This window comes from Fibrivirga algicola (assembly GCF_011742925.1).
Taxonomy (GTDB): domain Bacteria; phylum Bacteroidota; class Bacteroidia; order Cytophagales; family Spirosomataceae; genus Fibrella; species Fibrella algicola.
In genome coordinates this window covers 397,574-415,809 of record NZ_WAEL01000006.1, presented here as the reverse complement: position 1 = coordinate 415,809, position 18,236 = coordinate 397,574, and the positions used below count along the sequence as shown (strand labels likewise).

Annotated in this window: 20 protein-coding genes; 13 read left to right on the top strand and 7 right to left on the bottom strand. The window is 52.4% G+C overall.

Going from position 1 to position 18,236, the window contains the following annotated elements; translation table 11 throughout:
• Positions 1-43: 43 nt before the first annotated feature.
• Positions 44-370: an ArsR/SmtB family transcription factor gene (locus F7231_RS17930; protein ID WP_085411897.1), complete on the bottom strand. Its 327-nt coding sequence runs from the start codon at positions 368-370 to the stop codon at positions 44-46.
• A 155-nt stretch (positions 371-525) separates the two neighbouring features.
• Here F7231_RS17930 and F7231_RS17925 point away from each other — a divergent pair, with 155 nt between their 5' ends.
• Positions 526-1,518 (top strand): glycoside hydrolase family 16 protein, encoded by a 993-nt coding sequence (locus tag F7231_RS17925; RefSeq protein WP_085411896.1) that lies wholly within the window; start codon positions 526-528, stop codon positions 1,516-1,518.
• A 151-nt stretch (positions 1,519-1,669) separates the two neighbouring features.
• On the opposite strand, the gene secA is transcribed toward F7231_RS17925, so the two are convergent.
• Both secA and F7231_RS17915 read right to left on the bottom strand, forming a co-directional pair.
• A complete protein-coding gene (secA, locus tag F7231_RS17920) occupies positions 1,670-5,077 on the bottom strand; it encodes a preprotein translocase subunit SecA (protein WP_085411895.1) in 3,408 nt (1,135 codons plus the stop codon).
• A 299-nt stretch (positions 5,078-5,376) separates the two neighbouring features.
• Positions 5,377-5,595 carry a hypothetical protein gene (locus F7231_RS17915; RefSeq protein ID WP_085411894.1) on the bottom strand — a complete coding sequence of 73 codons (219 nt, stop codon included), beginning with the start codon at positions 5,593-5,595 and terminating at the stop codon, positions 5,377-5,379.
• A 114-nt stretch (positions 5,596-5,709) separates the two neighbouring features.
• Between F7231_RS17915 and F7231_RS17910 the strand changes: the two genes are divergently transcribed.
• The 5 genes from F7231_RS17910 to F7231_RS17890 all read left to right on the top strand — a co-directional run bounded on the left by F7231_RS17910 (position 5,710) and on the right by F7231_RS17890 (position 10,461).
• Positions 5,710-7,203: a BatD family protein gene (locus F7231_RS17910; protein WP_166692916.1), complete on the top strand. Its 1,494-nt coding sequence runs from the start codon at positions 5,710-5,712 to the stop codon at positions 7,201-7,203.
• Between the two features lie 98 nt (positions 7,204-7,301).
• Positions 7,302-8,381, top strand: coding sequence for a chorismate synthase (aroC, locus tag F7231_RS17905; protein ID WP_166692915.1), 1,080 nt, complete (start codon positions 7,302-7,304; stop codon positions 8,379-8,381).
• Positions 8,382-8,539: 158 nt separating this feature from the next.
• A complete protein-coding gene (locus F7231_RS17900) occupies positions 8,540-9,160 on the top strand; it encodes a bacteriocin fulvocin C-related protein (RefSeq protein ID WP_166692914.1) in 621 nt (206 codons plus the stop codon).
• Between the two features lie 31 nt (positions 9,161-9,191).
• A complete protein-coding gene (locus tag F7231_RS17895; RefSeq protein WP_166692913.1) occupies positions 9,192-9,587 on the top strand; it encodes a DUF1573 domain-containing protein in 396 nt (131 codons plus the stop codon).
• Positions 9,588-9,609: 22 nt separating this feature from the next.
• Positions 9,610-10,461 carry a TlpA family protein disulfide reductase gene (locus F7231_RS17890; protein ID WP_085411889.1) on the top strand — a complete coding sequence of 284 codons (852 nt, stop codon included), beginning with the start codon at positions 9,610-9,612 and terminating at the stop codon, positions 10,459-10,461.
• A gap of 93 nt (positions 10,462-10,554) precedes the next feature.
• On the opposite strand, the gene F7231_RS17885 is transcribed toward F7231_RS17890, so the two are convergent.
• The gene (locus F7231_RS17885; RefSeq protein WP_166692912.1) at positions 10,555-11,259 is read right to left on the bottom strand and encodes a 3-keto-disaccharide hydrolase; all 705 of its coding nucleotides are present in this window, start codon (positions 11,257-11,259) and stop codon (positions 10,555-10,557) included.
• 143 nt (positions 11,260-11,402) lie between these two features.
• On the opposite strand from F7231_RS17885, the gene F7231_RS17880 reads away from it, so the two are divergent.
• From F7231_RS17880 to F7231_RS17855, 6 genes are all read left to right on the top strand, one after another.
• Entirely contained in the window at positions 11,403-11,930 is a 528-nt protein-coding gene (locus F7231_RS17880; protein WP_166692911.1) for a hypothetical protein, read from the top strand.
• Entirely contained in the window at positions 11,927-12,613 is a 687-nt protein-coding gene (locus F7231_RS17875; RefSeq protein ID WP_166692910.1) for a hypothetical protein, read from the top strand. Before F7231_RS17880 ends, F7231_RS17875 begins: the two co-directional genes overlap by 4 nt.
• Before the next feature lie 4 nt (positions 12,614-12,617).
• Positions 12,618-13,136 carry a hypothetical protein gene (locus tag F7231_RS17870; protein ID WP_166692909.1) on the top strand — a complete coding sequence of 173 codons (519 nt, stop codon included), beginning with the start codon at positions 12,618-12,620 and terminating at the stop codon, positions 13,134-13,136.
• Positions 13,133-13,828, top strand: coding sequence for a hypothetical protein (locus F7231_RS17865; RefSeq protein WP_166692908.1), 696 nt, complete (start codon positions 13,133-13,135; stop codon positions 13,826-13,828). The genes F7231_RS17870 and F7231_RS17865 overlap by 4 nt, the downstream gene beginning before the upstream one ends.
• Positions 13,829-13,876: 48 nt before the next feature.
• Complete coding sequence (locus F7231_RS17860; RefSeq protein WP_166692907.1) at positions 13,877-14,761, top strand: flavin reductase family protein; 885 nt, start codon at positions 13,877-13,879, stop codon at positions 14,759-14,761.
• A 98-nt stretch (positions 14,762-14,859) separates the two neighbouring features.
• Entirely contained in the window at positions 14,860-15,480 is a 621-nt protein-coding gene (locus F7231_RS17855) for a DUF4142 domain-containing protein (protein ID WP_166692906.1), read from the top strand.
• Here the strand turns inward: F7231_RS17855 and F7231_RS17850 are convergent.
• Genes F7231_RS17850 through F7231_RS17840 form a run of 3 tightly spaced genes read right to left on the bottom strand, consistent with a single transcriptional unit; the run spans position 15,477 to position 17,565 of the window.
• Entirely contained in the window at positions 15,477-15,992 is a 516-nt protein-coding gene (locus F7231_RS17850; protein WP_166692905.1) for a DinB family protein, read from the bottom strand. The two genes, F7231_RS17855 and F7231_RS17850, sit on opposite strands and share 4 nt — an antisense overlap.
• Positions 15,993-15,997: 5 nt before the next feature.
• Complete coding sequence (locus F7231_RS17845; protein ID WP_166692904.1) at positions 15,998-17,182, bottom strand: aminotransferase class V-fold PLP-dependent enzyme; 1,185 nt, start codon at positions 17,180-17,182, stop codon at positions 15,998-16,000.
• Entirely contained in the window at positions 17,179-17,565 is a 387-nt protein-coding gene (locus tag F7231_RS17840; protein ID WP_166692903.1) for a RidA family protein, read from the bottom strand. The genes F7231_RS17845 and F7231_RS17840 overlap by 4 nt, the downstream gene beginning before the upstream one ends.
• A 46-nt stretch (positions 17,566-17,611) precedes the next feature.
• Between F7231_RS17840 and msrB the strand changes: the two genes are divergently transcribed.
• Positions 17,612-18,121: a peptide-methionine (R)-S-oxide reductase MsrB gene (gene msrB, locus F7231_RS17835; protein ID WP_166692902.1), complete on the top strand. Its 510-nt coding sequence runs from the start codon at positions 17,612-17,614 to the stop codon at positions 18,119-18,121.
• Positions 18,122-18,236: the final 115 nt, after the last annotated feature.

Sequence of the window (18,236 nt, the reverse complement as noted above, 5' to 3'; positions counted from 1 at the left end):
GTTTTATTTATTGTATTATTACGATAAAGGCGGTCAAAAAAATTTAGCAGCAACTGCTCACTTCAACCTGAGTTAACAGGTTACCAAAAGCAGCCTTGGCTTCAGCCCAGACAACCTCATTGATACAGTAACAGACACGTGGCGGATCAACGCTTCCTTTAATAATGCCAATGCGGCTTAATTCCTTCAAATGCTGCGACACTGTAGCCTGCGACAACGGGAGCACATCGACCAGATCACCGCATATACATGACTGCGTTTTCACCAGATGTTGAAGAATAGCCACCCGTGCCGGATGCGAAAATGCCTTTGCCAGATCGGCCATTCGGTTCTGCTGTTCCGTAAATACTTCTGTCTTCGTAGCCCCCATAGCGCAAAACTAACTCAATTATGTATAATCGTAATATTACGATACAAAAAATTAACCTTATCCATCGCTTAAAACAATTTATTATTGGTATAATCTTATTTAGTACATTAGAGGCCCTGTTTTCCTACCCATAGTTAACCAATCAATCCATCAACATGCGTCCTATAGCTTTCACTGTCAGCGTTGTTACAGCTTTAGTTACAGGCACGTTGCTTGTCAATGGCTGCAAAAGTTCCAGCGAGCCTTGCGTAGAAAAGACCTGGTATCTCGACGCAGACAAAGACGGCAAGGGAAATCCGGCCAAGACCTTCCAGTCGTGCGACCAACCCATTGGGTACGTTACCAATGCCAGTGATGATAATGACGACCCAGCTCCCGTCTCGATTGTTCCAACGAAAGGCTACACAACACCAACTACGTACCCGGCGCTGAAACTAGTCTGGGCCGACGAGTTCAGCGGCACGGCATTGGACGAGAAAAACTGGAATTACGAACTAGGCGATGGGTGCCCAGGCAACTGTGGATGGGGCAACAACGAGCTTCAGTTTTACAAGAAAGAAAACACGTCGGTTAAAGACGGCTACCTGATTATACAGGCCAAACCAGAGGCGGCCGGGAGTAAGGCATATACATCGTCGCGGCTAACGACGCAGGGAAAAATCAACCTGAAATATGGCCGGGTCGATATTCGGGCGGCTCTTCCCAAGGGGCAGGGCATATGGCCTGCCCTCTGGATGCTGGGCAAGAATATAAATACTGTTGGTTGGCCCAAATGCGGCGAGATCGACATGATGGAACTGATCGGAGGCGGCGCAACGGGGCGTGATGATACGGTTCATGGTACCGCACACTGGGATAATAACGGCAGTCACGCTCAATATAGCGGCAACACCAAGCTAACCTCTGGCGTGTTCAACGACGAATTTCACGTCTTCTCCATTATCTGGGATAGTAAGAAAATTACCTGGTACCTGGACGATAAGCCGTTTCATGTAATCGACACGACTCCTGTTGGCCTCAGTGAATTTCAGGAAGATTATTTCTTCATCATCAACCTGGCTGTTGGGGGTAACTGGCCCGGCAATCCGGATGGCACGACGGTACTGCCCCAGCACTTGATCGTCGACTACATTCGTGTGTTTCAGTAACAGCGTAACTCGGCGACTATATATCTAACCGGATTTGCTCATTCCAACAGAACGTACCTACTTCGGCAACGCAAAACGCCCCAATTCGCAGGAATTGGGGCGTTTTGCTGTATCATGAACTTCGTTTTGCTCTTGTCAACGCTGTGTCAACTTACTCGATGATCACGGCTTTGCCTGACATGACGTCGTTTTCAACGCTCTTAAACTTCACGTCTTTCTTCACCGTACCGTCGCCGTACTGCACGTTCACCCGGGCGTTGCGGTCAATCTTCATGTTCCGAATTGGCTGCTGCTTGGGCATTGGCGGCGCACCAGCTCCCATAGCGTTGTTTTGCGCCATCCGACGGGCATACTCTTCGGGACCGCTCGCCAGGTGCTCATCGTCAAAGTCTTCCATGTTAGTATGCAGTTCGGGCATCGGCTCGGGACGACGTTGCGCCGGAGCCGACTGGATTTCCTGCTGCACTTCCTGCTCATCCTGCGCCGGGATGTCCGCCTTTGTCAGGAAGCTAATGGTATCGAAGTTCACCTTATTCAGGAACCGCTTGAACAGTTCGATCGACTCGAATTTGTAGACCAGTAACGGGTCTTTCTGTTCGAATACGGCATTCTGTACCGATTGCTTCAAGTCGTCCATTTCGCGGAGGTGTTCTTTCCACTCCTGGTCGATCAGCGACAGTACCACCGATTTTTCCATTTCGGTGATCACCTCACGGCCACCCGTATCAACGGCTTTGGCCAGTTCAGCTACCACCTGCATTTCGTGCAGACCGTCGGTAAACGGCACCACAATGTTGCGGATAAACTGGCCTTGCTGTTCCTGAACCTGCGTTAGCACCGGCGTCACTTTGTCGGCAATGGCGTGGTTCTTGGCCTGATAGCTGGCTTCGGCCTCGGTGTAGAGACTTTGTATGCGCTCAGGATTCCGCAACTTGCCAAAATCAGCTGGCGTCATCTTTGTATCGAGGCTCAGGGCAGTGAGCAACTGTAGCTTCACTACTTCAAAGTCACCTTCAGCGTTATTCACAATTTCCTCAACCACGTCGTACATCGTATTGGCGATGTCGAGCGGTAAGCGTTCGCCGAACAGCGCGTTGCGACGACGGTCGTAGATGGCAGTACGCTGGTAGTTCATCACGTCATCATACTCGAGCAGCCGCTTCCGAACACCGAAGTTGTTTTCTTCAACTTTCTTCTGCGCCCGTTCAATCGAGTTGGTGATCATTGAATGCTGAATAACTTCGCCTTCTTCCAGACCCATCCGGTCCATCAGCTTGGCGATCCGCTCTGATCCGAATAAACGCATCAGACTATCTTCCAGCGACACAAAGAACTGCGACGTACCCGGATCACCCTGACGACCAGCCCGACCACGCAACTGACGGTCGACCCGCCGTGATTCGTGACGCTCGGTACCAATGATGGCCAGACCGCCAGCAGCTTTTGCTTCAGCAGTCAGCTTAATATCGGTACCACGACCAGCCATGTTAGTGGCGATTGTTACCGTACCGGGCTGACCGGCCACCGACACGATTTCGGCTTCACGCTGGTGGTATTTGGCGTTCAATACCTGGTGCGGAATCTTGCGCAGTGTCAGCAGGCGACTAAGCAGTTCCGAGTTTTCAACTGAGGTTGTACCCACCAGCACCGGACGACCTTTGGCGACCAGCTCTACGATCTCGTCAACGACGGCGTTGTATTTCTCGCGTACCGAGCGGTACACTTTATCTTCTTCATCTTTCCGGCTTATGGCGCGGTTGGTCGGAATAGCCACCACGTCGAGCTTGTAGATCTGCCAGAATTCCGACGCTTCCGTTTCGGCCGTACCGGTCATACCACACAGTTTGTGATACATCCGAAAGTAGTTCTGGAGCGTTACGGTCGCGTAGGTCTGCGTGGCGTCTTCTACTTTCACGCCTTCCTTCGCTTCCACCGCCTGGTGCAATCCATCTGACCAGCGGCGACCTTCCATGATCCGGCCCGTCTGCTCATCCACGATTTTCACCTTGCCTTCCTGGATGATGTATTCTACATCTTTCTCGAAGAGGCAATACGCTTTCAGCAACTGGTTGACCGTGTTGATGCGCTGTGTCTTGACCGAGTAGTCACGGATCAGCCCTTCTTTGTGCAGAATTTTCTCCTGCTCGCTAAAGTCGCTGTGCTTGTCAATGGCATTCAGGTCAACCGACAGGTCGGGCAGGATGAAGAAGCTTGGGTCTTCGCCTGAGCCAGTGATAAAGTCGATGCCTTTTTCGGTCAGGTCGATGCTGTTGTTGCGCTCATCGATGGTAAAATACAACGGCGAATCAGCTTCGGGCATCAGCTTCTGGTTTTCGGCCAGATAGATCGACTCCGTTTTTTGCAGGGTCTGGCGAACGCCATTTTCGCTGAGGTATTTAATCAGCGGTTTCAGCTTGGGCAGGCCTCGGAACGCACGGAACAGGGCCAGACCACCTTCTTTATCGTCGGGGTTGGCGGCCAGTTTTTTCTTCGCTTCAATCAGCAGATCGCTCACCAGACGACGCTGGGCTTCAACCACACGGGCTACACGGGGCTTCAGTTCGGCATAATCCTGCTCGTCGCCACGGGGCACAGGGCCAGAAATGATCAGGGGCGTCCGGGCGTCATCAATCAGCACGGAGTCAACCTCATCGACCATAGCGTAGTGGTGTTTCCGCTGCACGAGCTCGTCAGGCGTGCGGGCCATGTTGTCGCGGAGGTAGTCGAACCCAAATTCGTTGTTGGTTCCGTAGGTAATGTCGGCGGCGTAGGCGGCTTTGCGCTGCTCGGAGTTCGGCTGGTGCCGGTCGATGCAATCAACGCGCAGGCCGTGAAACTGGAACAGCGGACCATTCCACTCGGAGTCACGTTTAGCCAGGTAGTCATTGACCGTTACGATATGTACACCCCGACCACTGAGGGCATTCAGGAAGGCAGGCAGCGTAGATACCAGCGTCTTCCCTTCACCCGTAGCCATCTCGGCAATTTTACCGGTATGCAGCACCACGCCACCAATCAACTGCACATCGTAGTGGACCATGTCCCACTTGATGGTGTTCCCAGCGGCATCCCAGGTGTTGGCCCAGTACGCTTTGTCACCTTCGATGCGTACGTTCTTGCGGAAACGGGCAATCTCAATGTCAAACTCCGTGAGCGACACTTCAAGCTCGTCATTCTGGGCAAACCGGCGGGCGGTTTCCTTCACAACGGCGAACGCCTGCGGCATAATCGCCAGCAGCACACGCTCCAGTTCTTTGTTGCGTTCTTTTTCAAGCTGATCGACCTGGGTAAAGATCGTCTGCTTCTGGTCAACGTCCATATCAAGGTCGCTGGCCACCTGCTGCCGAAGTGCTTCAATCTGTTGATCGATGCCCTGTAACTCGTCAGCAATCTGCGCCTTTAATTGAGCCGATACAGCACGCAGTTCGTCGTTACTGAGATCTTTCAACCGCGCAAACTCAGCGTTGATCTGCTCCACGTAAGGCAACAGATCTTTCAGGTCTCGCTGCGACTTGGTGCCAAACAGCTTGGCTATACTTTTTGTGATGAAATTACTCATTGGGTATGATAAGGCCGGTTCAACCACTGCTGCATAAACAGACAGCGCACCAACTCGTGTTTACGTTTTTTACAAAATTAACGGATAATGCCCGTAGTTCTAAGGGAATAGTTGCGCGGGGCGTGGGGCACAGGGCTTGGGGCAGGGGGTATTGCTTACGCAAAGCCGACCCATCCCCTACGCCCCACGCCCCCTGCCCGTTCAAAAACTATCCCAAATTCGGTCTACACGACAGATTGTCAGGCAAAAAAAAGCCCTCTCAACGCTGAGAAGGCTTCACTGATTACGAATCATGGGCGCTACGCCAAACCAGCGCGGCCAAATCGATAGCGCGAAAAGCAGCGATTCAGTACCACACGATACATACGACCAAACTGAGCGTAGCACCATGCTTTAAGCTGTTTCACTTCGTCACCCACCAGCGTATGGAGGGCCTTTTTCAATTCTTTTTCGAACAACTGACGGTCAAAGCTGACCTTTTGCAGAATCATTTTAACGTATTCAAGCATGGAAGCCATACTGCATTCGTCGTTTTTGGGTTAAACAGTAAGGTAGAGGAATATGGTGTTGAATCAGGTATACTCGTTATCATTGTAACGGGGTAGGTACTCAAATGTTGCCAGCAAAATTACATGAGACTTGTAGTATTTATAGTATTCCTTGTATTATATTTTCATGAATATACCCCTTCTTTTGCCCAAAATACTGATAACCAGCTAGCTATTGCTTTCAGCGCGACTGACTTTCCGATTGAACGGTCTTTTACTATTTCGTTACTGATTCATAACAGCGACTCGCGGCCTACCGTTGCTTTTCCAGACATTCCGGGCCTTGTTAAGCAGGGACTCAATCGCAGCACAACCCGCAGTGAGGCCGATGGGCGTGAAGTAGTAGATCAGTTAATTACGCAAACGTACCTGGCGACTCGTGCGGGCACAATTCGCGTTCCTCCGTTTAGCCTGTCAGTCGATGGGCTCACAGTTCGATCATCAGGGACTACACTAACCGTCCGGGCTGTCAGCTCACCTGCCGAGGTTGCCGCTGCGCTCACAGCAGCCAAGGCAAAGAATGACAAACAAGCCGCCTTTCTGCAAACATCGGTCAATCAGACAGTTCTTTACACAGGGCAAGGGTTGCAGGTCAGGCTGTCCTTTTTAGTCGCTGATAACTATCCATACGAGGTGAAGTTTGATCAGCTCGAGCAACAGGTAGCCACCATTGTCAGAAAACTCAAACCCGCCAACGCCTGGGAGGAAAATGATAATATCAGCGAATTGAAAGGCGTACCTGTAGTAGTAAACGGGCGTAAATACGTTGAATACCGACTATACCAGTCTACGTTCTTTTTTCTGGCTACCCAAACTGGCGCTGTTCGGCAGATTACACTCCCCGCCCTGCCGCTCACAGTATCCCGCCAATTGGTCAGTACTCCAGTAGCTGCCATTCCCGGTTCGCAAAGCAGCCCGGCTGCGCCTGCTGCAACGTCCAGGGCCGAACGGGTCACTTTCACCAGTCTTCCCGTTAACGTACAGGTACGTCCCCTTCCCCGCTTATCAGACGTGGCAATGCCCGGCCAAATGGCTGTAGGTACGTTCAGACTGGTTACCGATTTAGATCACAATCAGGTAGCGGTTGGGCAATCGGTACGGTACGATATCCGGTTAGAGGGGGAGGGAAATATTGCAGGTATACAGCCCCCCCAAATAGAAGCATCGAGCGAAGAGCTTGATGTATTTCCCCCTCAAGTTCAGAGTTATATTGGGCGTACTGGTGATCAGGTAAGCGGCTACAAGTCGTTCCGATATTTTCTGATCCCAAAGCAAAAAGGGACCTTAACGTTGGCCAAACGATTTTTCTGGGTTTACTTCGACCCCCAATCAGGCCGCTACGACACCTTACGCCCTCAAACAGTTTTGACAGTGGGGGAGGCATCCGACGGCCTGGCACGTGGCATTGTTCCTTCTGACACCCTCGATGGTACTGGTCGCCCATCGATTTATGCCGGATTGGAACAGATTGAGAGTACAGAGCAGTTCATCAACTGGCCTGTACTGATTCGAGCTATGGCCAACGTCCTAATCATCCTGATGATCCTAGGTACGTTGTTTGTTTTTGCACGCAAATAAGAAACCGTCTTCAGTCCTCTGTACTCGGTTGTCCCGCTACCGAAATACATCGGAGAGTAGCAACGCAACAGATAATCAGGAGCAGAAGAGCCCCTTCCATGAGCAGTACATACGGAACTCTCTTTAGAATTACCACATTTGGCGAATCGCACGGAGCAGCCATTGGCGTTACCATCGACGGCTGCCCGGCTGGCCTTTCTTTTGATACCACTTTTATTCAGGCTGAGCTAGACCGGCGCAAGCCCGGACAGTCACGCATTACAACGCAGCGCCGCGAAGCCGACGAATTCGAGGTCCTATCGGGGGTCTTTGACGGCCAAACTCAAGGTACTCCTATTGCGCTTCTTATTCGTAATACTGACCAGCGCAGTAAAGATTACGGACACATTGCCAAGCAATTTCGACCAAGCCACGCCGACTACACTTATCAGGCGAAGTACGGCACCCGCGATTACAGGGGCGGTGGGCGATCATCGGCGCGCGAAACAGCCGCGCGGGTAGCGGCGGGTGCCGTGGCGAAGTTGCTTTTGCAACGACAGGGTATCTCTGTGCAGGCCTATGTTTCGCAGGTTGGTAAGTTGAAATTGGAGAAAACGTACGCAGACATGAACCTGGCAGTGGCCGAAGAAAACGCTGTGCGCTGCCCCGACCCGGAAACCGCCGAACGCATGTTTACCCTTATCGACGAGACCCGCAAAAATGGTGATAGCATCGGGGGTGTAGTCGATTGCGTGATTACGGGTGTACCGGCCGGCTGGGGCGAACCTGTCTTTGACAAACTTCATGCCGAACTTGGCAAAGCGATGTTAAGCATTAATGCAGTCAAAGGGTTTGAGTATGGTAGCGGTTTTGCCGGAGCAGAGTTATACGGGTCACAGCATAACGATGAGTTTTATACGGACGAAGCGGGCCAGGTACGTACGCGCACAAACCAGTCAGGGGGTATTCAGGGCGGTATTTCAAATGGTGAAACAATTTATTTCCGCACTGCATTTAAGCCTGTAGCTACTATTATGCAGGATCAGGAGAGTGTTGACTCAGATGGCAACGCTGTTGTTGTCAGTGGAAAAGGCCGCCATGATCCCTGTGTTGTGCCCCGTGCTGTACCAATCGTTGAAGCAATGGCAGCTTTGGTGTTAGTCGACATGTGGCTCCGAAACCTCGGAAACAAACTGTAAGTAACCATTTTTTACTTTACATTAAATAATTTCTTTCACTAGTTTAGACGGAACTTATTTTTTGGACCGGAAATTGCTATATCTCTAGTAAGTCCATATTTTATAATATCTACCATCCGTTTTAGTCTAACCTATTTATTTACAAACCGTTTCCGGTCATGAAATTTTCTACTTCCAAGTTGACACTAGTTTCAATAGCCTTCTTTTTGATTGCGCTATTAGGTTGTAACGTTCAGGAGGCCACGCCGTCTATAGCAGTACCCGAGGGTGTAAATCTCGAGTTGGTTAAAGAAGTCGAGTCTATTTCTGAAAAACAGGTTCAGAAAATCGTCTTCACCGAGATGCTGTCCAAAGAAGAGAAAGTATTTATCTTCAAAAAGCGGATTACTGAACAAATGCAGCAATTGTCGCTGTCTAGCGAGCAAAGAGACCACCTTGAGCTATTGGTTGCCAACATGACACCGGAGCTGTATGTGAACTCACCGCTGGGCCGCAAGCGTGTCGACTTCCTGTCGACCTGGACGGCTAAGGGCAAAGCCCTATTTGGCGAAGAAGCGCTGCGCGACATCGTTGCGTCGTTAACGCCACTTGAGGCTGGGAAAAAACAGGTCACTCCGTTAAAAGCCTCCCCTTCTACAGGCACCAATTGTAACTGCGCTACCTCTTCGAGCTATTGCGGCGAAGGTTACGGCTGCACGTATATTCCTTCCTGCAACATTCAGGGCTGTGGCACTTTGTTCGTGTATACCTGCAACGGCAGCTGCGACCGGATCATCTAACCTGACACTTCTGCCAATCAACTCATTTGTAATGAGGTCAATAAGCACCAAAAAACACATCAGCTATGTGCTGATGTGTTTTGTTTTTCTTGGCTGCCAGTCGAAGCCGACATCGACCACTTTTTTTCCGAAAGACACCATCGATCTAGGTGCTGTCAGCAGTGGTGATTCTATCGATTTTGTAGTTGACGTTAAGAACCCGACTGATAACGAGGCAAAAGTTGCCGACATACGGGGTACGTGTGGTTGTATAAAAGTCAAAAATTATCCGGCGGTGTTGAAGCCGTCAGAAGCTGGCACAATAAATGCTACTTACTATAGCAAATTTGACAAAAAGTCAGCGGGGCCTTTATATAAAAGTATTGTACTCCGATCGGATAAGAAGCCATTTATTCACGCTATCCAAGTAAAAGTCAATGTAGAGTAGGCAACGTTAAACAGGCAGTTTTATGAAGAAATACTTGCTCATCAGTACTTCGTCCTTGGTGTTGTTGCTTCTCCTGATTCCGCTTGGCGGTTTTGGTGGGCACCATATTAAGTTTAGTATTGCCAGTTTTGCTTACTGCTTCCTCACGTATTATTTGCTGAGGAATACGGATACTACGCGCAGTAAGCTCAACGTGACAAGCCTGCTCTTGCTGCCTTTGCTGCTCATCTATGTGCCTTTACACATACTCGACTTTACCAACACGATGTACGCGCTACCAAGTTCGGTCGCTCATTTCATCGGTATTTTCGCAGGCCTACTCCTAAACGGCATCAACAGGCAATGGAAGGTCGTTTTCCTCCCCTTATTCAGCCTGTTAGTCATGTGGGGTAGTTTATCGGGCTATGATTGGTGGGCCAACAAAGTATACTACGGAAGTTACAGTGGGCTGGTCAACGAAGAAGTTGCGCCGTTTACCCTAATCGGTGCCGACGGCCAGTCGATTTCGTCAACATCGTTAAAAGGCCAATTTGTGGTGCTCGACTTCTGGAACACAAGCTGCGTTACCTGCTTTAAAAAATTCCCCAAGCTGCAGCGCTTTCACACGCAATACGAACACAACTCGAAAGTCAAGTTCTTCGCCGTTAATATTCCTTTGTCGCGCGATTTGCCTGGTCAGGCCGTCAGGGCCATTCGAAAAGATGGATACACCTTCCCGGTGTTGCTCGCCGAAAGCAAATCGCTTATTGACCTGTTCAAAGTGAATTCTTTCCCAACGGTGATCATCCTCGATCCGTCACAGCGAATCATTTACAGAGGCATGATCGATAACATTGATGGACCGCTTAGCCGTGAGTTAGCGCTTAACCGCTAGCCTTCTTCTGTTACCTGTATTACTCGTAAAAAGGGCGTTTAGCTGCCTATATTAGCAGCTAAACGCCCTTTTTACGAGTAATAGCTTTGGGGCTTATAACTCTTTGATCCGGACATTACGGTACCACACTTTCTCATCAGGACTGTGTGACTGAAACGCAATGCTGCCTTTTGCATGGGGGGTAGCGTACGGCCATTTGGCAAATTTGCTCTTCGCCAGCTTCTCTTTCCAGTCGGTACTACCGTATTCGTAGTCGACCACTTTTTTACCATTCAGGTAGTGCTCTACGTGGTTGTTGTTAACTACGATCCGGCCTTTGTTCCATTCGCCAATGGGTTTGATCTGATTCAGATCGGTAGGTTCATACATATCGTAGGCGGCCCCGGTCAACTGCGTCTTAGCCAACTGCATTCGCTTTCCGTTCTTGTCGAGCCACTCGTAGCCCCGGTCGTCGATTACCTGGTATTCAGGACCCGACATATAGGTACTAGCCAGATCGGGCGTATCGTGCAGCTTGTAGATCACGCCGCTATTGCTGCCTTTGGGCAGTTTGAATTCAAACTCGAAGTCGAAGTTTTCGTATTCTTTATCGGTTACCAGATCGCCGCCGGTACCGTCGGGCGTCAGGGCTCCATCTTCTACTGACCAGCCAACAACGCCGGTTTTGTGAAAGCTATGCCAGCCCGATGTCGTTTTACCGTCGAACAACGGAGTCCATTTAGGTTTAGGGGCCGTAAAGGCCGTGATTGCAGCGGTGCCCAGCAAGAACAGACCGGCAGAAAGCAGTGGCTTTTTCATCGTAGTGTATGTTTCAATACTAAAGTCAAAACAGGCCCAAAACTCCTATTCGGTAACAAGATCGGGGTTTTATCTAGATTACAACCCTTTTTAGTACCTTGGAATCTAGCTGATACGCCAACGTTTTCTGCTTCTCAACGACCATGAAACAACTGTACTTTTTGCTGTTTATGGGATTGGTTTACACCCTGACAGGCTGCCGCAAAAGCTGCGGGCCATCGGGCGAACCTAACCTAAGGCTACGCCTTGTCAGTCAGGGGCCCTTACCGATCACCGCTATCCGCGCCCTCGACGCCCTGCCCAACGCAGCGGCTATTAAATTACCCACCGTGATTGCGTCGCCTGTGAGCGGAACCGTGTACGAAGGAACATTACCCGTTAACCTGACTGCCGATAAATCGCGCTACGAGTTGATCAATGCCAGCGGGCGTGATACCATCACGGTGCAGTACCGCCGGGTATTTACGTACGAAGATGTTGACTGCGGCTACATTGTTAACCTGACCGCCCCCCAACTCAGCAACGGACAACCCGTTTCCAACACCGACATTGTGCAGACAACGCGCGGCTCGGTTCGATCGGTCCTCTTCCAACCTACGCTTGTTCGTACACTGACTATTCCGAGCAGCGCACAGGATACGGGCATCACCGCTGAATTAGTCTGGCCATGAGAAACAGCCTGCTCCTTTTTTTAGGTCTGTTCTATGCCCTCACGGGGCAGGCACAGGACTCGATTCCGCTCTACTCCGATGCCATTGCCCGGCAACGGGCGTCGCTCCGCCCCAGTATAGGGCTCGATCTGTATCAGGCAGTGTGGTTTGCGTATTCAGGAAACCAGCACGATACACCGGCTACCTACGTCCACCCGATTTCGATGACGCTTTATGTACCCAGCAAAGACCTGAACAAACCCAATCGGGCTCTGTTCATCAACGCCGGGTACGTTGCCTATGGGGGTACGTTGCAGCGAAACATTTACCAGACCGGCCACAGCGCGCACGTTCGGGTAGGGGTCGAACACACCAATCAATACCTCATTCTAGGCTATAGCGGGCTGCTGTCGGGCTGGTCAGGAGCGGGCTCATTTCTGTTCAACGGACCCACTTTCGGTGATTATCAGGAATCTATCGGTCGGCGGGCGGGGCTGGCAATCGGGGCCGAAGGTCATATCGGCGCCCTGATTCCGCTGAGTAAGCGCCTGTCGCTGCGCCCGGTACTGCGGGGCACCATACTGGCTAAAGCGGGGATGGTCAATAACCTGCGTCCGCCCCACCTGTCGGGTGTCGACTGGCAAACTGAGCGTCAGGCTGGGGTGGCTGCCAGTTTCCAGGTCAACTTCGTGGTTACCCTGTAAGCCAATGCAGAACCGCCTTATCTGCTATTTCTTTTACCTCCTTGCGGGGGGAGCGTGCCTTTGGGCGCTAATAGCCTGCAAAGGGTCGCCCTGCCTGCAAGCCGACCCGGTTATTCAGGTACGTGTTACATCGCCGACCTCACAAACGCTGACCAACCTGACGATCATAGATCTGGTATCGTCTGCCTACACCATCAAGCGCCGCTACACGCTGGAACAGGACAGACAGGCCTTGTTTGTGCTGCCCCTGAATTTAAACGCCCGGCAAACCCGCTACACGTTTACTCTTAATGGTAAGTCAGACACGCTCACCATCAATTATGCCCTGAAACTGACGTATGGCGATCAGGAATGCGGCTATACGGTCGACATTGACCAGCCAAATGGGCGGCCTATAGCCGAGTCGACCATTGGAACGGTGCAGACAGCCCTCCCCACCGAACCAGCGTTTGCCGACACGCTGTACGGCGCCATTGATGCGGGGTATCAGAAAACAGTGGCTAAAATTCGGTTACGCCTGTGAGAAACAGACTAACTACACTCTGCCTGCTGGGTACGTTGCTGAGTAGCGCGCAACAGGGAATGGCTCAGCTCACCGCCGATCCCGGCCCCGAGCGGCGGTTGGTACTGGGTCTCGACCTTAGCAAAACGCTTATTCCCGCACTGAGCGGCAAAGGAGCAAACTTCCCGTTCAAACACAAATCCTTTTTCACAATTGAGCCGTCACTTCGTATCGAAATGGCTAACAAACGCTTTTCATGGGTGCTACAACCCGGCTTCACCCGCTTCACGGACGCTCCGTTCGGGAATGCGTCGCTGTCGATGACGGGCAGTTTCCTGAAAGCCGGCGCTGAATACCGGATTGCGACCGATCATTTTCTGGGGTTACTGCTTACCACGTCGGGCTGGCAAACCGAGGGAACGGTTACTATTCCGAGTCCGGCGTTTAGCCCCTATCAGTCCGCGTTACCAACAAACAGAGGCGTTGCCGGCGGGCTTGAATTCCAGAGTAGTCAGGGTATTCGGTTAGGGCCAACCTCGATGTTCCGCTTTGTGGTCAGAATCAACAGTTTCTGGCGGAGCCGCCTTCGTGACAGTCCCGAAACGCCGTACATTCCGGGTCTGGGTCGCTATGGTGACCTGCGCGGCTCATCGATGAGCGCCACGTTCGGTGCCAGCCTCGAATACCACTACTACGTGCGGGGCCGCTGGTGAAATTGGTCTGCCAGTAACTTTCTCGCTTTTGCCGGCGTTTACGATGGCATGAAAACCATTGCCGCCAACACACTTCCTCAACTCGAATTTTACCGGTACCTGATTGGTGCCGTCGGCCCCCGCCCTATCGCGTTTGCCAGTACCATCAGCAAAGAGGGCCATGTTAACCTAAGCCCCTACAGCTTCTTCAACGTTGTTGGTTCCAACCCACCCATGATCATGCTGTCGCCCAACATCAACCGGCGCGGTGAGAAAAAGCATACCCTGCTGAATATTGAAGAAACGGGCGAGGTCGTGATCAACATCGTGAACTACAGCATGGTTGAGCAAATGTCGCTGGCCAGTGCCGAATATGACCGCCACGTGAACGAGTTTACCAAAGCAGGCTTTACCGAAGTCCCCTCTACGCAGGTACGTCCGCCACGTATAGCCGAAGCTCCTGCTGCGTTTGAGTGCGTGGTGCGCCAGCTTATTCCCACGGGCACCGAGCCGGGCGCAGGTACACTGGTGCTGGCCGAAGTGGTGGTCGGGCATTTCAGCGACGACATTTTTACCGACAATGGCCTGATCGATCCCCGAAAAATCGACCTGATCGGGCGGATGGGGGCCGATTGGTACGTGCGGGCCAATGGCGACGCGCTGTTTGAAGTAGCCCGCCCCAAACAGGGTATTGGCTACGATCAGTTGCCCGCCACGCTCCGAACCAGCCGCATTCTGACGGGAAATGATCTGGGTAAGCTAGCCAGCTTTGAGGCGCTACCTACCGACGACGAGGTACGTAACTACGGCGAAACCGACGCCCTGCGCCAACTGGCCGACGATACCCGGAACGGCTGCCAGTACCTACCCGATGTGCTGCATCACCGGGCCCACCAACTATTGGCACAAAACCAGGTTCGCGAGGCGTGGCTGACGCTGTTGCTGGTCCGGTAGCCTTGCTTAAAGGCCGCGTCAATCGTCTCCCGATCAATAGTCGCCCAAACAACCAGGCTTTTGTGGTGTTCTGACATAGAACAACGTTATGAACAACCATGAAAAATTCAGCAACACGGTCCGGCCTGATTGGCATCAGTACGGTCAGCCTTTTCCTATTGGCGATCAGCCTGTTAGCCTTAATGTCGAGCTGCGCCAAAGACAGTACTGACAAAGTAGACGAGGCCAACAAACAACGCATTGAGAGCCAGTCGGCCGCCATCAGCAAAGACGCCAAGGACGACGCCATTAAGATGGCCGAGAAAATAGCCGATCTGGCGGGCATGAACATTACCGCCCGTAGCCTCAGCGAACTAGCCCTGCAACGGGCTACTAATCCGCAGGTTAAGAATTACGCCCGCAAAGTGCTCGATGGCAATCGGCAGTCAGACAATGAGCTGGTGCAGTTGGCCCGGTCGCTGAGCCTACAGCTTCCCGCTACGCTTACCTCAGAAGGTAAAGACCGCGTGGAAGATTTGAAGAACACGAAAGCAGGCACCGAATTCGACCTGAAATACCTGGACGAACTCGGTAAAGTGTCGAAAAAGTCGGCCAGCGTGGCTGATGACCTCGACGACGACGGCACCACTGAGGCGGTTAAAGCTTATGGCAAAAAGACACGTCAGTCGTTAGATAGCCAGAATGACGCCATTAAGCAGTTGACCAACGTGTTGAACTAGTAGGCTTGCAGCACGGCGATGTGATGCCGGGTGTGAATACCAACGAAATACAACATCTCACGCACGGAGATTAACCCCAGCGCCGGGTGCGGAATCTGGTACCGATCCAGCTCATCCTCTGACCACCCGGTCAATTGACTAGCCAGCCCCAGGTCCGTATCGGTCAGCCGGGCCAGCCTAGTGGCTTTGTCGGCTGGAACATCGTCGGGGCGAGGCGATAGGTTGGCGGGGGCTTTCTGGCCTGCTTCCAGCCGTAGGCGGTACATGGCGGCAACTTCGCTGTATGAGCGCGACTTTTGCACAGCTTCTCCCCATTGCGCAAACACATCGCGCGGGCCGGCTACCAGTCTGAGCACTGGTTTTGATGATAGGTACAAATGTTGGGCGGTGTCAGCCACAGACCAGCGACTACCTGGCCGTTCCGCAAAGGTCGCTTCGCTGAATGGGGTAGCAAACTGGTTAAAAGCAGCGGCCTCAGCGGCCAAAAACGCCTGTACTTCGTCGATCGTCATAGTGCTTACTGGCTGCGCAGGTATGTTGCAAGCAGGTCGGTCACGGTGTCTATTTCGGCGGCTGTGTTGTAATAGTGCGGCGACAGCCGAACCGCCCAGTCGATGCCCTTGCGCTGCCAGTCGATAAGTGCGAAGTTGGTAAAACTCATCGAGAAGTTCACCTGATGCTGCTTCAGGTACGTTTGCAGCCCGTCGGGGGTTTGGCCCGGAACAGTGAACAGCAATAGACTGGCGGTGTGGTCAGGCTTATCGAGCAGGCGCAGACCGGGTACGTTCGCTAGGCCGGTATATAGTTGATTCATTAGGCCCGCATTTCGTTCAGCAATGGCGGGCAACCCGATTTTATTCGCGTAGCGGATTGCCTCGGCCAGACCGAGCGTCAGGGCCGGGGCCGTTTCCCACTGCTCGAAACGCCGCGCCGATGGCTGGGGCAGGTACGTGTCAGGGCCGGTCCAGTCGGCCCCGCGCATATCGATAAATAAGGGCTCAAGTCCGGCATCAAGCACCCGGTCCGACACGTAGAGCATCCCCGTACCGCGTGGGCCCCGCAAGAATTTTCGACCCGTAAAACTCAGAAAATCAGCACTAATTGCTTCAGCGTCGACAACCAGTTGCCCCACCGACTGGCAAGCGTCCACGATGTACCAGGCGCCTATTTCGCGCGCCACCCCGCCAAACGCTTCCACGGGCTGAATCCGGCCCGAATTGGTGGGTACGTGGGTAACGGCAATCACGACCGGACGCAGGCTACGCGCCAGCTCGATCAGGTGGTCGGGGATAACGCCGCCTTCAGGATAGTCGTTGGCCCGAACCACCCGCACGCCCAGTCGCTTTTGCAGCGAGAGAAACGCAAACTGATTCGAGATATAATCGTCGTTCGTCGTCAGAATTACATCAGCTGCCCGAAATGGAATAGCTGACAGGGCCTGGGCATACGCGTTGGTAGCGCTGGACGCCAGGGCAATGTTTCGCGGCTGAGTATGCAGCAGTGTAGCCGCCTCCGGGTAAATGGCCTGCAACGACGCGCTAAACGCCGTGGCCGATTCGTAGCCACCATACTGCGCTTCATGATCGAGATACGATTGAATAGCAGTACTGACCGAGGTGGGCATTAAACCTGCCCCGGCGTTGTTTAGATGAATAAGGTGCCCGGTGGCGGGAGTATCGCGGCGAAGCTGGTCGATGTTCATGCAGTAGGAAGCACGGCGGCGGTGGCTTCCAGTTCGAGTTTCAGGCCATAGTGTAGGGCAGGAACGGGCACTACGGCACGAGCTGGTTTGTGATCGCCAAAAAAGGCGGCATATAGGCGGTTGATGTCGCCCCAGTCGCCGATGTCAGTCACGTAGATACGCACCTGAAGCACCTGGTCGGGGGCGCTGCCTGCGGCCAGCAAAATGGCTCTGAGGTTGTAAAAGACGGTTTCTACCTGCCGGGCAAGGGGGGCTTCTGTTAGTTTTTCGCCGGCGGCTGTTATTGGCAGAATACCCGATACGTACACGAGGCCGTTATGAACAACAGCCGGGGCGTAATGACCAGCAACAGGAGCGGCCTTCGACGAATAAATAAACGTCATCGGAAAGAGGTATGACTAGTTAGGTGGGGGATTTACCCCTAAATATATGAACGTAAATCGATTGTTTTTACTGCTTGCGCTGGGTCTGGCAATTGCCCTTTGGCTATACGGCAGGTACGTTGCCATACCACGGCCACCCCATAAACGCCCGCCGGGTGTGACCTCGCCCGGAAACCGGCGCGTAGAAAAGGCTGACGACGAATGGGAATCGATCCTGACACGGGCGCAGTACGTAGTCATGCGTGGACGGGGTACCGAATGGGCAGGAAGCAGCGACTTATTGCACGAGCACCGCCCAGGTACATTCATTTGTACGGGTTGCCAGAACCCGTTGTTTTCGTCGGCCACTAAGTTTGAGTCGAACACCGGCTGGCCCAGTTTCTACACGCCCATCGTTGCCAACGCCATCTATACCGAACCTGATGGCGGCCGCACTGAGGTATGTTGTGCGGTTTGTGACGCTCATCTGGGGCATGTCTTTTCTGATGGCCCTGCCCCTACCGGACTGCGTTATTGCATGAACGGTGTGGCCATGCAGTTCAGGCAAAATCGATGATCTAAAAATGAGATTAATTTAATAAAACATTAAAGGGAATTAATGCACAAATCCCTTTTCTGAGGTATTTCTAAGCGACTTTTGAGCCTGTTGAGGGGGTTTTTACCCGAAACTT

What these genes read in the sequence shown, in the direction of transcription:
- secA (WP_085411895.1), bottom strand. Translation starts at nt 5,077, where the DNA reads ATGAGTAATTTCATCACAAAAAGTATAGCCAAGCTGTTTGGCACCAAG.
- F7231_RS17890 (WP_085411889.1), top strand. Translation starts at nt 9,610, where the DNA reads ATGAAGAAATACTTGCTCATCAGTACTTCGTCCTTGGTGTTGTTGCTT.
- F7231_RS17910 (WP_166692916.1), top strand. Translation starts at nt 5,710, where the DNA reads ATGAGACTTGTAGTATTTATAGTATTCCTTGTATTATATTTTCATGAA.
- F7231_RS17870 (WP_166692909.1), top strand. Translation starts at nt 12,618, where the DNA reads ATGCAGAACCGCCTTATCTGCTATTTCTTTTACCTCCTTGCGGGGGGA.
- F7231_RS17925 (WP_085411896.1), top strand. Translation starts at nt 526, where the DNA reads ATGCGTCCTATAGCTTTCACTGTCAGCGTTGTTACAGCTTTAGTTACA.
- F7231_RS17895 (WP_166692913.1), top strand. Translation starts at nt 9,192, where the DNA reads ATGAGGTCAATAAGCACCAAAAAACACATCAGCTATGTGCTGATGTGT.
- F7231_RS17860 (WP_166692907.1), top strand. Translation starts at nt 13,877, where the DNA reads ATGAAAACCATTGCCGCCAACACACTTCCTCAACTCGAATTTTACCGG.
- F7231_RS17875 (WP_166692910.1), top strand. Translation starts at nt 11,927, where the DNA reads ATGAGAAACAGCCTGCTCCTTTTTTTAGGTCTGTTCTATGCCCTCACG.
- F7231_RS17880 (WP_166692911.1), top strand. Translation starts at nt 11,403, where the DNA reads ATGAAACAACTGTACTTTTTGCTGTTTATGGGATTGGTTTACACCCTG.
- F7231_RS17930 (WP_085411897.1), bottom strand. Translation starts at nt 370, where the DNA reads ATGGGGGCTACGAAGACAGAAGTATTTACGGAACAGCAGAACCGAATG.
- F7231_RS17885 (WP_166692912.1), bottom strand. Translation starts at nt 11,259, where the DNA reads ATGAAAAAGCCACTGCTTTCTGCCGGTCTGTTCTTGCTGGGCACCGCT.
- F7231_RS17915 (WP_085411894.1), bottom strand. Translation starts at nt 5,595, where the DNA reads ATGGCTTCCATGCTTGAATACGTTAAAATGATTCTGCAAAAGGTCAGC.
- F7231_RS17900 (WP_166692914.1), top strand. Translation starts at nt 8,540, where the DNA reads ATGAAATTTTCTACTTCCAAGTTGACACTAGTTTCAATAGCCTTCTTT.
- F7231_RS17845 (WP_166692904.1), bottom strand. Translation starts at nt 17,182, where the DNA reads ATGAACATCGACCAGCTTCGCCGCGATACTCCCGCCACCGGGCACCTT.
- F7231_RS17850 (WP_166692905.1), bottom strand. Translation starts at nt 15,992, where the DNA reads ATGACGATCGACGAAGTACAGGCGTTTTTGGCCGCTGAGGCCGCTGCT.
- aroC (WP_166692915.1), top strand. Translation starts at nt 7,302, where the DNA reads ATGAGCAGTACATACGGAACTCTCTTTAGAATTACCACATTTGGCGAA.
- msrB (WP_166692902.1), top strand. Translation starts at nt 17,612, where the DNA reads ATGAACGTAAATCGATTGTTTTTACTGCTTGCGCTGGGTCTGGCAATT.
- F7231_RS17855 (WP_166692906.1), top strand. Translation starts at nt 14,860, where the DNA reads ATGAAAAATTCAGCAACACGGTCCGGCCTGATTGGCATCAGTACGGTC.
- F7231_RS17840 (WP_166692903.1), bottom strand. Translation starts at nt 17,565, where the DNA reads ATGACGTTTATTTATTCGTCGAAGGCCGCTCCTGTTGCTGGTCATTAC.